Source organism: Streptomyces sp. V1I1 (assembly GCF_030817355.1).
In the GTDB taxonomy this organism is placed as follows: domain Bacteria; phylum Actinomycetota; class Actinomycetes; order Streptomycetales; family Streptomycetaceae; genus Streptomyces.
Window position 1 is genome coordinate 2,752,521 of the sequence record NZ_JAUSZH010000001.1, and the last position, 13,347, is coordinate 2,765,867.

Below are 13,347 nucleotides of genomic sequence, written 5' to 3' on the forward strand. Positions count from 1 at the left end.
CGTGGCCTTCCGTTCGGACTGGTCACCGGAGGGCGGGGCGGCGGGCCCGTGCTGGGCACGGACCGGCCACCCCCGCTGTGCGATCAGGAGAGTCAGGAGCTCTCGTTGATCAGCTTGTCGATCTCCGCGTCGGCCTTCTTGGTGGCTTCCTCGACGGACTTGCCCTTGATGATGTCGAGGAGCATCAGCTCGAGAACTTCCTTCTTCTCGATCGCGGACCAGCCCGGGGCGATCGGGGTGAACCAGGCGTCCGGCACGGCGTTGGCGATCGGAGCGGTCTCCGGCTTCGCCTTCAGCGGCTCGAGCTGCTTGGTGTTGTTGGGAAGGATGTTCTTGGCGGCGAGAACCGCCTCGGACTTCTCACTGGTGAACAGTGAGATCCACTCCTCGCCCAGGTCCTGGACCTTGGACTTGGAGATGGTGGCGAGGTCGGAGCCGCCGATGAAGGACGGCAGGGCCTTGCCGTCGGGGCCCGGCATACCGGCGGTGCCGATCTTGTCCTTCAGCTTGGCGTTGCCGTTGGCCTTGGGGTCGATGACGCTGCCGGCTTCCCAGCCGTTGCCGTAGAGAAGAGCGGTCTTCTCGTTGGCCATGACGTTGGCGTGGTCCTGCTCGTCCTTGGTCTTGTCGCCGTGGTTGTACTTCTTGACCAGGTCGACGAAGTGCGTGATGCCCTTCTGCGCCTCCGGCGTGGAGAGCGAGGACTTCCACTCCTTCTTGCCCTCGTCGTACTTGGCGATCTCGCCGCCGTACGCGGCAACGTAGGACATGGCGGCGTACCAGTAGCGGCCCGGCAGGTAGAGCGGCGAGAACGCCTTGTCCTTGGTGTTCTTCGCCTGGACCTTGTCGAGGGCGGCGGTGAGCTCGGCCTCGGTGGTGGGCAGGGCGTCGGAGCCGGTGCCCGCCTTGAACATGTCCTTGTTGTAGATCGCGACACGGGCACCCGCGTAGTAGGGCACGCAGTACTGCTTGCCCTCGTATGCGCAGGTGTCCTTGAGGCCCTTGATCCAGGTGTCCGAGTTCTCGTACTTCTTCGGGTCGATCTCGCCGAGAGCGCCGTTGAGGATGTACGTCATCGTCTCGGTGTTGCCGAGCTCGACCACGTCCGGGAACTTGTCACCGGCGAGCGCGGCGTCCAGCTTCTTGGTCTTGTCCGCCCACTGCTGGTACTGGACATTGACCTTGACACCCGGGTACTTCGCGTTGAACTGGCTGTTGACGTCCTTGACCAGCTCGGGCCAGGTGGACTGAGCGTCCGTCATCAGCCAGACGGTCAGCGTCTCCTTGCGGTCCTTCGGGTCCTTCGCGGCCTTGCTGTCGCTGGAGCCGCACGCCGCGACCGAAGCCGCCATCGCTGCCACACCTACCGCGGCTATGAGCTTGCGCTTCACGCCACCCTCCTCAAGGGATGCAAGAGTTACCCCCCACCACCACCCGGGAGTCGCGCAATACGCAGAGACAGCGCTTCAGGGTCTGCCCGTGGGGCTGGGACCTGGTCTTTAATGGTTTAGACCAGTACCCCGGAGCTTGGCCTAGACCTTTAGGGGTGTCAAGGGTGTATAAGAAGGGCTGTCGCGTCCGTTATCGGACCGACACCTGAGGTAGGGCGACGACCCGTGACCGGACCGTGCCACCATGTGAGCCGCAACAGACGGAGGAGCCGGTGACGGCAGCAGCACAGGAGTCGGGAAGGCGGGCCATGACCACGGACGGGGCCGGTACGGAGACCGAGGGCGGGGCACCGACCCGTACGGCGCGCGTGCCCAAGTACTACCGGCTCAAGCGCCACTTGCTCGATATGACGGAGACGTTGCCGCCCGGCACGCCGGTACCGCCCGAGCGCACGCTAGCCGCGGAGTTCGACACCTCGCGTACGACGGTGCGGCAGGCACTGCAGGAACTGGTCGTCGAGGGCCGCCTCGAACGCATCCAGGGCAAGGGCACGTTCGTCGCCAAGCCCAAGGTCTCGCAGGCCCTCCAGCTCACCTCGTACACCGAGGACATGCGGGCGCAGGGCCTGGAGCCCACCTCGCAGTTGCTGGACATCGGGTATGTCACGGCCGACGACACGCTGGCCGGACTGCTGGACATCTCGACCGGCGGGCGGGTGCTGCGGATCGAGCGGCTGCGGCTGGCGAGCGGTGAGCCGATGGCGATCGAGACGACGCATCTGTCGGCGAAGCGCTTCCCGGCGCTGCGCCGCAGTCTGGTCAAGTACACCTCGCTCTACACCGCGCTGGCGGAGGTGTACGACGTCCATCTGGCCGAGGCCGAGGAGACGATCGAGACCTCGCTGGCGAACCCACGCGAGGCCGGGCTGCTGGGGACGGACGTGGGCCTGCCGATGCTGATGCTTTCGCGCCATTCGCTGGACGCGCGGGGCGAGCCGGTGGAGTGGGTGCGTTCGGTGTACCGGGGCGACCGGTACAAGTTTGTGGCGAGGCTGCAGCGGCCGCAGGACTGACACGACGCCGAGCCGGGGCCGCAGGACTGACGCGGCTCGGCTGACATCTCGTACCGCACATGGTGTAGCGCAGGTCACATTCCTGCTCTACCGTCCTCCCGTCATCTCATGGGACGGGAGGACGACCCGGTGCGCACCACGAATCCACGAACCATCGTCATCTGGACGCTCGTCGCGCTGGTGGGCGCGGCCGGCTGGACCGTACTGGCCCTCTCGCGCGGCGAGGAGGTGTCGGCCGCCTGGATGGTCGCCGCCGCCCTCGGCTCGTACGCGATCGGCTACCGCTTCTACTCGCGCTTCATCGTCAACCGGGTGCTGAAGGTCGACAGGACCAGGGCCACCCCGGCCGAACGGCTCGACAACGGCATCGACTTCCACCCCACCGACCGGCGGGTCCTGCTCGGGCACCACTTCGCGGCCATCGCGGGAGCGGGCCCGCTGGTCGGACCCGTACTGGCCGCGCAGATGGGGTACTTGCCCGGCACCATCTGGATCATCGTCGGCGTCATCTTCGCGGGCGCCGTGCAGGACATGGTGGTGCTCTTCTTCTCCACCCGGCGCAACGGCAAGTCGCTGGGCCAGATGGCACGGGACGAGATCGGTCCGTTCGGCGGGGCAGCGGCCCTGCTCGCCGCGTTCATGATCATGATCATCCTGCTGGGCGTGCTGGCGCTGGTCATCGTCAACGCCCTGGCCCGCTCCCCCTGGGGCACCTTCTCCATCGGCATGACCATCCCCATCGCGCTGCTGATGGGCTTCTATCTGCGCGTTCTGCGGCCCGGCCGGGTCAGCGAGGTCACCCTGATCGGCGTCGCGCTGCTGCTGCTCTCGATCGTGGCGGGCCGCTGGGTCGCCGAGTCCTCGCTCGCCGAGACCTTCACGCTTGCGCCCTCGACGCTGGTGCTGTGGATGGTGGCGTACGGATTCATCGCCTCCGTACTCCCGGTGTGGATGCTGCTCGCGCCACGCGACTATCTCTCCACCTTCATGAAGATCGGGACGATCGGGCTGCTGGCGCTCGGCGTCGTCATCGCCATGCCCGACATGCGGATGGACGCGGTGACGGACTTCGCGGGCCGGGGTGACGGGCCGGTGTTCGCGGGCTCGCTGTTCCCGTTCGTCTTCATCACCATCGCGTGCGGCGCGCTCTCCGGGTTCCATTCGCTGATCGCCTCGGGCACCACCCCGAAGATGATCCAGAAGGAGACGCAGATCCGGATGATCGGCTACGGCTCCATGCTGATGGAGTCGTTCGTGGCGGTCATGGCGCTGGTGGCGGCCTGCATCATCGACCCGGGGCTCTACTTCGCGATGAACGCGCCGGCCGGCGTCATCGGCGACAGCGTCCAGTCGGCGTCGCAGGCGGTCGCGAACCTCGGATACACGATCTCTCCGAGCGATTTGGCGAAGGCTGCCGAGGCGGTGGAGGAGCAGTCACTGCTGTCGCGGACGGGCGGTGCGCCCACCCTCGCCGTCGGCGTCTCGGAGATATTCTCCCAGGTCGTGGGCGGCAGTGGGATGAAGGCCTTCTGGTACCACTTCGCGATCATGTTCGAGGCGCTGTTCATCCTGACCGCGCTGGACGCGGGCACCAGGGTGGGCCGGTTCATGCTCCAGGACATGCTCGGCAACGTCTATAAGCCCTTCCGCAACGTCAGCTGGAAGCCGGGCATCGTCGTCACCAGCGCCGTCGTGGTGGCGCTGTGGGGGTACTTCCTCTGGGTCGGCGTACATGAGCCGCTCGGCGGGATCAACCAGCTCTTCCCGATCTTCGGCATCTCCAACCAGCTGCTCGCGGCGGTCGCGCTCGCCGTCTGCACCACGCTGCTGGTGAAGTCGGGACGGCTCAAGTGGGCCTGGATCACCGGGATTCCGCTCGCCTGGGACGTCACGGTGACGCTGACGGCGAGCTGGCAGAAGATGTTCTCCGGCGATCCCCGCGTCGGCTTCTTCACCCAGCGCGAGCGCTACCAGGACGCCGTTGACGCGGACAAGTTGCTGCCGCCCGCCAAGTCCATGGAAGACATGCACACCATCGTCACCAACTCCACGGTGGACGGCGTTCTTTCGGCGGTGCTGGCGCTGCTGATCGTGGTGGTGGTCGTGGACGCGGCCCGGGTGTGTGTGAAGGCCGTACGCAATCCGGCGTTGGCGACGCTGGACGAAGCGCCGTTCGTGGAGTCGAAGTTGACCGCTCCGGCCGGGCTGTGGGCGACCAAGGAGGAGAAGGCGGAGGGGGTGCGGGATGCTTCGGAGCGGGCTGCTGCGGGCCGCTAGCGCGGTGCGGTGGTACGTACGGGAATTGCTGGACGAGTCGGCGTACGAGAGGTATGTCGCGCATGCGCGTTCGCACGATCCGTCCGTGTCCGTGCCGTCCCGGCGGGAATTCGAGCGTATGCGTACGGACCGTCAGGAGTCGGACCCCGGTACAGGGTTCCGCTGCTGCTGAGGTGCTGTTCAGGGCGGGTGAACCCGAAGTCGTTGCCGTACCGATATGCGGACGGGGGGTGACGCTACGCGAAACCCTGGCCTAGATTTCCTGCGCGTTGCAAAGGTGATGCGTGAGGAATCGGAGCCGCCGTATGTCCGAAGTGACAGAAGTGACGGAAGTGCCTGACGAGAAACAACCGCTGATCACGCCGGTGCGCGTGGTCGTCGCCCTCTGCCTCTTCGCGCCGTTCGTGGCGATGCTGTGGGTCGGTTCGTACGCGAAGGTCGAGCCGGCCTTCATCGGCATTCCGTTCTTCTACTGGTACCAGATGCTCTGGGTGCTGATCTCCACCGCGCTCACCATGATCGCTTACAAGCTGTGGCAGCGCGACCAGCGCGCCCGCAAGGGGGGTGCGTCGCAGTGAAGGACGGCGTGAACGGCGTCGCACTCGCCGTTTTCATCTTCTTCTTCCTGGCCGTAACGGTCATGGGCTTCCTGGCCTCGCGCTGGCGCCGGGCCGAGAGCGACAGCCTCGACGAATGGGGTCTTGGCGGCCGGTCGTTCGGCACCTGGGTCACCTGGTTCCTGCTCGGCGGCGACCTGTACACCGCGTACACCTTCGTGGCCGTCCCGGCCGCCATCTACGCGGCGGGCGCGGCGGGCTTCTTCGCCGTCCCGTACACGATCCTCGTCTACCCGCTGATCTTCACCTTCCTGCCGCGGCTGTGGTCGGTGTCGCACAAGCACGGGTATGTGACCACCTCGGACTTCGTCCGCGGGCGCTTCGGCTCGAAGGGCCTTTCGCTGGCGGTCGCGGTCACCGGCATCCTGGCGACGATGCCGTACATCGCGCTGCAACTGGTGGGCATCCAGGCGGTGCTCGACGTGATGGGCGTCGGCGGCGGCGAGAACACCAACTGGTTCATCAAGGACCTGCCGCTGCTGATCGCCTTCGGCGTGCTGGCGGCGTACACGTACTCCTCCGGGCTGCGGGCTCCGGCGCTGATCGCCTTCGTCAAGGACACGCTGATCTACCTCGTCATCACGGTGGCGATCATCTACATCCCGATCAAGCTGGGCGGCTTCGACGACATCTTCGCGAAGGCGGGCGACGCGTTCGCGCAGATCAACCCGGTGACGGACAAGCCGCGTGGCGCACTGGTGCCGGCCGAGATGGGACAATGGGGCTACGCCACGCTGGCGCTGGGCTCGGCGCTCGCGCTCTTCATGTACCCGCACTCGATCACGGCGACGCTCTCTTCGCGCAGCCGTGACGTGATCCGCCGCAACACCACGATCCTGCCGCTGTATTCGCTGATGCTGGGTCTGCTGGCGCTGCTCGGCTTCATGGCGATCGCGGCGGGCATCAAGGTGCAGAACGGGCAACTGGCCATTCCGCAGCTGTTCGAGACCATGTTCCCGGACTGGTTCGCGGGTGTCGCCTTCGCGGCGATCGGCATCGGCGCGCTTGTGCCGGCGGCGATCATGTCGATCGCGGCGGCGAATCTGTTCACGCGGAACATCTACAAGGACTTCATCAAGCCGGACGCGACGCCCGCGCAGGAGACGAAGGTCTCCAAGCTGGTCTCGCTGCTGGTGAAGGTGGGCGCGCTGGTCTTCGTCCTGACGATGGACAAGACGGTGGCGATCAACTTCCAGCTTCTTGGCGGCATCTGGATCCTCCAGACACTGCCGGCACTGGTGGGCGGCCTGTTCACGCGCTGGTTCCACCGCTGGGCGCTGCTGGCGGGCTGGGCGGTCGGCATGATCTACGGCACGGCGGCCGCGTACGGAGTGGCGAGCCCGACCCAGAAGCACTTCGGCGGCTCGTCGGCAGAGATCCCGGGCATCGGCGAGATCGGCTACATCGGCCTGACGGCGTTCGTGCTGAACGTGGTGGTCACCGTGGTCCTGACGTTCGTACTGCGGGCGGCGAAGGCGCCGGAGGGCATCGACGAGACGAGCCCGTCGGACTACACGGCGGACGCGGGCGACCCGGGCGTGCAGGTGGAGCTGCCGAAGGCCACCGCGGGCGCCGGTCACTGAGCCGGCACCGACCCGGTCACCGGGCCTCACCGGTCGAGGGCCGCCGCGCTTCCCACGGGAAAGCGCGGCGGCCCTCGCCGTACCTCCGAAAGAATGTGCGCATGAGACGTGGTTCGCGTTTGTCGCTGCTTGTGCTGCTGTCCCTCGCCCTTGCCGGCTGCGGTACGGAGATGGCGGGCGACAGCGGCACGCGGGGCGGCGACGGTACGGGGAGCACCAGCGGTCGCGTGCCCGAGCGGTCCGCGCTCGAGGCACGCGCCCGAGCGCTTCAGACCCTGCCCGAGCATGTGTATGTGACGCGGTCCGACGGCTTCGAGCTGGCGCGGCAGTCCGTGGGCGTCATCGGCGGCGACGGCTTCTCGGCCACGTACGTCTCGAAGACCGGCGGGCAGATCACGCTCTTGGTCGACCGGGGCGAGGTGGACGAGGCGAACTGCGCCGAACTCCCGATGGGTTCGGCCACGGGCGCGGCCGGCCCGGCCGGCGCACCCTGCGCGAAGGACGGCAAGGGCTGGTACCGCACCTCGGACAGCGGCCATGAATACGTCCGTACGGAGAACGGGCTGCGGATCCAGATCAGCGCCGGCACTCAGGTGGAGCGCGACGTCCTGCGCGAGGCCGCCGAGGCGGCCCATCTCGCCGACGACCGCGAACTGGACGAGGTCCTGCCCCAGGCCGAGGACATCGGCGGACAGACGCCCGTCGAGCGCGGCGACCTGCCCCCGGCCGGCGACGGCGCCCCCAACAATGAGGTGGGCGTGAGCGGCTGACCCGGTCCACACTGCGCCCATGGACATCACCATCAGGGCAGTGCGGCCGGAGGAGTGCACCGAGCTGGGCGAGATCACCGCCCAGGCCTATCTGGGCGACGGGCTGCTGGACTTCGGCGAGGACGATTCGTATCTGCCTGTGCTGCGGGATGTGGCGCGGCGGGCCACCGAGGCCGAGGTGCTCGTCGCCGTCGACGGTCGCGGCCGCCTGCTCGGTGGCGTGACCTTTGTCTCGGGCGGCGGGGCGTGGGCCGATGTCGCCCGCTCCGACGAGGCCGAGTTCCGGATGCTCGCCGTCGCCGAGCAGGCCCGTGGGCGCGGTGTCGGCGAGGCCCTTGTGCGGGCGTGTGTCGAGCGCGCCCGGAGCGTCGAGGGGTGCAGGCGGCTCGTGCTGTCGACGCAGCGCAGCATGCTAGCGGCCCACCGGATCTACGAGCGGATGGGCTTCATCCGAACACCCGAGCGAGACTGGGGGCCCATTCTCGGGGTCACCCTGCTGACTTACGCGTTGGAGCTGTAGCCGCCCCGACACAACATGTGGTGGGTGCGGCAACTCCCCGCCCCCACATGTATGCTCATGCTCGCTGTCGCCGCAGGGGAATCCGGTGCGAATCCGGAACTGTCCCGCAACGGTGTGCTGTGGTGTGCTTTGTCGCACCCCACCAGTCCGAAGACCTGCCGACGGTGCATCCGGCTCGACCGAACCGGGTGCCGAGACGTCCGGGCCTCGCGGTTGGGTCGGTGGACGCCGTGCGGTGTGCTGCCCTTTCCGGGTACGTACGCCTCCGCGGCCCGCCCCCTCCCCCGTCGGCCCAGAGCCGAGCGAGGGAGAGCACCACGTGACCATCGCGCCAGCCGATCCGGCTTCAGGCATCGCAGAGCACGCTGCCGAGGAGACCGACGGCCCAGGGACCGCGCTTCTGCGGACCCTGACCGATCTCACCGCCCACCTGCCGGACACCGACCCGGGGCGCGTCGCCGCCGCCGCGCTGCGCGGCCGCAACGCCCGGTCGGACGCGGCCGAGTTGCGCAGCCTCGCCACCGACGCCGCCGCGGGGCTGATCTCCGAGGACCCGGCCTACTCCCGGCTCGCCGCCCGCCTGCTGACCCGTCATATCGCGGACGAGGCCGCCGGACAGGGCGCGGTGGCCTTCTCCGCGTCGGTCGCGGTGGGGCACCGCGAGGGCCTGATCGCCGACCGCACGGCCGAGTTCGTCACGCTGCACGCCGCCCGTCTCGACGCGCTGATCGACCAGGACGCCGACGACCGTTTCGGCTACTTCGGGCTGCGCACCCTCTACAGCCGCTATCTGCTCCGGCACCCCATCACCCGTCAGGTGATCGAGACCCCGCAGCACTTCATGCTGCGCGTCGCCTCCGGCCTAGCCGAGGACACCTCTGCTCGCGCCCTGGACGAAGTCGCGGCGCTGTACGGGCTGATGAGCCGCCTGGACTACCTCCCGTCGTCGCCGACGCTCTTCAACTCCGGCACCCGCCACCCGCAGATGTCCTCCTGCTATCTGCTGGACTCCCCGCTGGACGAGCTCGACTCGATCTACGACCGCTACCACCAGGTCGCGCGGCTCTCCAAGCACGCGGGCGGCATCGGCCTCTCGTACTCCCGCATCCGCGCCCGCGGTTCACTGATCCGCGGCACCAACGGCCACTCCAACGGCATCGTGCCGTTCCTGAAGACCCTCGACGCCTCGGTCGCCGCCGTGAACCAGGGCGGCCGGCGCAAGGGCGCCGCCGCGATCTACCTGGAGACCTGGCACGCGGACATCGAGGAGTTCCTGGAGCTGCGCGACAACACCGGTGAGGACGCGCGGCGTACGCACAACCTCAACCTCGCGCACTGGATCCCGGACGAGTTCATGCGGCGCGTCGAGGCCGACGCCCAGTGGTCGCTGTTCTCACCCGCCGATGTGCCGGACCTGGTCGACCTGTGGGGCGACGAGTTCGACGCGGCGTACCGCAAGGCGGAGGCCGGGGGACTCGCGCGCAAGACCATCCCCGCGCGGGAGTTGTACGGCCGGATGATGCGTACGCTCGCCCAGACCGGCAACGGCTGGATGACCTTCAAGGACGCCTCCAACCGCACGGCGAACCAGACCGCCGAGCCGGGCAAGGTCGTCCACTCCTCGAACCTGTGCACCGAGATCCTGGAGGTGACGGACGACGGGGAGACGGCCGTCTGCAACCTCGGCTCGGTCAACCTCGGTTCGTTCGTGCTGGCGTCGGGAGACATCGACTGGGAGCGGCTGGACGAGACCGTCCGTACCGCTGTGACTTTCCTCGACCGGGTCGTCGACATCAACTTCTACCCGACCGAGCAGGCCGGCCGCTCCAACGCCAAGTGGCGTCCGGTGGGCCTGGGCGCGATGGGCCTGCAGGACGTCTTCTTCAAGCTCCGCCTCCCCTTCGACTCGCCCGAGGCGAAGGCGCTCTCCACGAAGATCGCCGAGCGGATCATGCTCGCCGCGTACGAGGCGTCCTGCGACCTCGCCGAGCGCAACGGTCCGCTGCCCGCCTGGTCCCAGACCCGCGCGGCCCGTGGCGTGCTGCACCCCGACCACTACGACGTGGCGCTCAACTGGCCGGAACGCTGGGACGCGTTGCGTACCCGCGTCGCCGAGAGCGGCATGCGCAACTCCCTCCTCCTCGCCATCGCGCCGACGGCGACCATCGCCTCGATCGCGGGCGTGTACGAGTGCATCGAGCCGCAGGTCTCCAACCTCTTCAAGCGCGAGACGCTGAGCGGTGAGTTCCTCCAGGTCAACGCCTACCTGGTGGAGGAGCTGAAGAAGCTCGGCGTGTGGGACGCGCAGACCCGTGAGGCGCTGCGCGAGTCAAGCGGCTCGGTGCAGGGCTTCAGCTGGATCCCGGCCGACGTCCGCGCGCTGTACCGCACGGCGTGGGAGATCCCGCAGCGCGGCCTGATCGACATGGCCGCCGCCCGCACCCCCTTCCTGGACCAGTCGCAGTCGCTGAACCTGTTCCTGGAGACGCCGACCATCGGGAAACTCAGCTCGATGTACGCGTACGCGTGGAAGCGGGGCCTCAAGACGACGTACTACCTGCGCTCCCGCCCGGCGACGCGGATCGCCCGCGCGGCTCAGTCCGCGACCCCAATCCCCGTACAGCAGGCGGCCGACCCCGACGCCGTCGCCTGCTCCCTGGAAAACCCCGAGTCCTGCGAGGCCTGCCAGTAATGCCCACCCGTCACCCGGCCACCACCCCCGATGGACGGCGCTCCGCACCGACGGCCGTCCCCGAGAAGACTGTGCTCAACAAAAACCTGCTCGACCCCGGCTTCGAGCTGACTCTCCGCCCCATGCGCTACCCGGACTTCTACGAGCGCTACCGCGACGCGATCAAGAACACCTGGACCGTCGAGGAGGTCGACCTCCACTCCGACGTGGCCGACCTCGCCAAGCTCTCGCCGGGCGAGCAGCACATGATCGGCCGGCTGGTCGCGTTCTTCGCGACGGGCGACTCGATCGTCTCCAACAACCTGGTGCTCACCCTTTACAAGCACATCAACTCCCCCGAGGCGCGGCTGTACTTGAGCCGACAGCTCTTCGAGGAGGCTGTGCACGTCCAGTTCTATCTGACGCTGCTGGACACCTACCTCCCCGACCCGGAGGACCGCGCGGCCGCCTTCGACGCGGTCGAGGAGATCCCGTCGATCCGGGAGAAGGCCCAGTTCTGCTTCAAGTGGATGGACTCTGTCGAGAAGATCGACCGGCTGGAGTCGAAGTCCGACCGCCGCCGGTTCCTGCTGAACCTGATCTGCTTCGCGGCCTGCATCGAGGGGCTGTTCTTCTACGGCGCGTTCGCGTACGTGTACTGGTTCCGCTCCCGCGGCCTGCTGCACGGCCTGGCCACCGGCACCAACTGGGTGTTCCGGGACGAGACCATGCACATGAACTTCGCCTTCGAGGTCGTGGACACGGTCCGCAAGGAGGAGCCTGAGCTCTTCGACGACGCGCTCCAGCAGCAGGTCACGGACATGCTGAAGGAGGCCGTCGAGGCGGAGCTGCAGTTCGGCCGCGATCTGTGCGGCGACGGTCTGCCGGGTATGAACACCGAGTCGATGCGCGAGTATCTCCAGTGCGTCGCCGACCAGCGGCTGACCCGGCTGGGCTTCGCCCCGGTGTACGGCTCGGAGAATCCCTTCTCCTTCATGGAGCTGCAGGGCGTCCAGGAGCTGACGAACTTCTTCGAGCGCCGCCCCTCCGCCTATCAGGTGGCGGTCGAGGGCTCGGTCGGCTTCGACGACGACTTCTGATCTTCCTGGTACACGGCCGGGCGGGTGCCTTTCGCGGGTCCGCCCGGTCGTTTCAGTGGCACGGGGCCTTCACCGACGACGCCCCGAAATCCGGGCGGGGCCAGGCCCTGGGCTTCGGGCTTGCGGAGCGGCGCTCCGCCTCGGGCAGCCGCGCCTGACGACGCTCGGCCTCACGCAGCCGGCGGTCGACAGCACGGTCTCTCGCGTACCCGACCAGGGAAGGAAGGGCGATCAGCGCGAAGAGGGCGATCACGAACAGGTACTCCAGGAATGTGTTCATGCCGTCCACTGTCGCCCTTCCGCACCAAAGAAATCAGTGGCAGGACTGTCATAAACAATCGAATTACTGCCACACTGGTTCCATGCTGAAAAATGTGGCTGCCGTCCTCCTGAACGATGTGCATCCCTTCGAACTCGGCGTCCTCAGCGAGGTTTTCGGCTACGACCGCAGCGACGACGGCCTGCCGGTCTACGACTTCGCGGCTGTCTCCGCCGAGGGCCCCACCCTGCCCACCCACGCCGGGTTCACCATCAGCACTCCGTACGGCCTCGAACAGCTGGCGGACGCTGATCTCATCGCCATCCCCACCGGCGGCTCCTACCCCACCCGCGAATACCCCGAGGAGCTGCTCGCCGCACTGCGCAGCGCCGTCGATCGCGGCGCCCGGGTGCTCAGCGTCTGCACCGGCGCGTTCGTCCTCGGCGCCGCCGGGCTGCTCGACGGCCGCCGCTGCACCACCCACTGGCGGCACGCGCAGGCGCTGGCCCAGCGCCATCCGCGGGCCTTCGTCGACCCCGATGTGCTGTACGTGGACGAGGGGGCGGTGATCACCTCGGCCGGCACCGCCGCGGCGATCGACGCCTGCCTCCATGTCGTACGCCAGGAGCACGGCCCCGAGGTCGCCAACCAGATCGCCCGCCGGATGGTGGTGCCGCCGCACCGCGACGGCGGCCAGGCGCAGTACATCGAGCGCCCGCTGCCGCGCACCCCCTGCGACACGGTCGGGGACGTCCTGTCCTGGATGGAGCGGCACCTGGACCGCGAGATGACCGTCGAGCAGCTCGCCGCCCGGGCCCATATGTCGCCGCGGACCTTCGCCCGCCGCTTCCAGCAGGAGACCGGGACCACGCCCTACCGCTGGCTGCTGCGCCAACGGGTGCTGCTGTCACAGGAGTTGCTGGAGACGACGGACGAGACGGTGGACGCGATCGCCGGCCGCGCCGGATTCGGCAACGCGGCCGGACTTCGCCACCACTTCCTCCGTATGCTCGACACCACCCCGAACGCCTACCGCAGGACCTTCCGCGGACCCATCGCCCCCAGCACGGCCGCCTGACCCGAGCG

The 13,347-nt window shown here is 68.1% G+C and carries 12 protein-coding genes and 1 riboswitch; of the genes, 10 read left to right on the top strand and 2 right to left on the bottom strand.

The window, feature by feature from the left end; genetic code table 11:
* Nucleotides 1-92: 92 nt before the first annotated feature.
* A complete protein-coding gene (locus QFZ67_RS12835; RefSeq protein ID WP_307661220.1) occupies nt 93-1,391 on the bottom strand; it encodes a sugar ABC transporter substrate-binding protein in 1,299 nt (432 codons plus the stop codon).
* 308 nt (nt 1,392-1,699) lie between these two features.
* Between QFZ67_RS12835 and QFZ67_RS12840 the strand changes: the two genes are divergently transcribed.
* From QFZ67_RS12840 to QFZ67_RS12880, 9 genes are all read left to right on the top strand, one after another.
* The gene (locus tag QFZ67_RS12840) at nt 1,700-2,464 is read left to right on the top strand and encodes a GntR family transcriptional regulator (protein WP_307665824.1); all 765 of its coding nucleotides are present in this window, start codon (nt 1,700-1,702) and stop codon (nt 2,462-2,464) included.
* 129 nt (nt 2,465-2,593) lie between these two features.
* On the top strand, nt 2,594-4,741 hold the full coding sequence (locus QFZ67_RS12845) for a carbon starvation CstA family protein (protein WP_307665825.1): 2,148 nt from the start codon (nt 2,594-2,596) through the stop codon (nt 4,739-4,741).
* On the top strand, nt 4,710-4,913 hold the full coding sequence (locus QFZ67_RS12850; protein WP_307661221.1) for a YbdD/YjiX family protein: 204 nt from the start codon (nt 4,710-4,712) through the stop codon (nt 4,911-4,913). The genes QFZ67_RS12845 and QFZ67_RS12850 overlap by 32 nt, the downstream gene beginning before the upstream one ends.
* Before the next feature lie 133 nt (nt 4,914-5,046).
* Nucleotides 5,047-5,319 (top strand): DUF3311 domain-containing protein, encoded by a 273-nt coding sequence (locus QFZ67_RS12855; protein WP_307661222.1) that lies wholly within the window; start codon nt 5,047-5,049, stop codon nt 5,317-5,319.
* Nucleotides 5,316-6,941 (top strand): monocarboxylate uptake permease MctP, encoded by a 1,626-nt coding sequence (gene mctP, locus QFZ67_RS12860; RefSeq protein WP_307661223.1) that lies wholly within the window; start codon nt 5,316-5,318, stop codon nt 6,939-6,941. The genes QFZ67_RS12855 and mctP overlap by 4 nt, the downstream gene beginning before the upstream one ends.
* Nucleotides 6,942-7,042: 101 nt before the next feature.
* Nucleotides 7,043-7,711, top strand: a complete 669-nt coding sequence (locus QFZ67_RS12865) for a hypothetical protein (RefSeq protein ID WP_307661224.1) — start codon at nt 7,043-7,045, stop codon at nt 7,709-7,711.
* 19 nt (nt 7,712-7,730) lie between these two features.
* The gene (locus QFZ67_RS12870) at nt 7,731-8,231 is read left to right on the top strand and encodes a GNAT family N-acetyltransferase (RefSeq protein WP_307661225.1); all 501 of its coding nucleotides are present in this window, start codon (nt 7,731-7,733) and stop codon (nt 8,229-8,231) included.
* Between the two features lie 10 nt (nt 8,232-8,241).
* Nucleotides 8,242-8,409, top strand: a riboswitch (cobalamin riboswitch).
* A 141-nt stretch (nt 8,410-8,550) separates the two neighbouring features.
* Nucleotides 8,551-10,923, top strand: a complete 2,373-nt coding sequence (locus QFZ67_RS12875) for a ribonucleoside-diphosphate reductase subunit alpha (RefSeq protein WP_307661226.1) — start codon at nt 8,551-8,553, stop codon at nt 10,921-10,923.
* A gap of 122 nt (nt 10,924-11,045) precedes the next feature.
* The gene (locus QFZ67_RS12880; RefSeq protein WP_307665826.1) at nt 11,046-12,002 is read left to right on the top strand and encodes a ribonucleotide-diphosphate reductase subunit beta; all 957 of its coding nucleotides are present in this window, start codon (nt 11,046-11,048) and stop codon (nt 12,000-12,002) included.
* Between the two features lie 52 nt (nt 12,003-12,054).
* Here the strand turns inward: QFZ67_RS12880 and QFZ67_RS12885 are convergent, their stop codons facing one another.
* Entirely contained in the window at nt 12,055-12,282 is a 228-nt protein-coding gene (locus QFZ67_RS12885; protein WP_307661227.1) for a hypothetical protein, read from the bottom strand.
* Nucleotides 12,283-12,364: 82 nt separating this feature from the next.
* Between QFZ67_RS12885 and QFZ67_RS12890 the strand changes: the two genes are divergently transcribed.
* Nucleotides 12,365-13,339, top strand: coding sequence for a GlxA family transcriptional regulator (locus QFZ67_RS12890; RefSeq protein WP_307661228.1), 975 nt, complete (start codon nt 12,365-12,367; stop codon nt 13,337-13,339).
* The last annotated feature ends 8 nt before the right edge of the window (nt 13,340-13,347 follow it).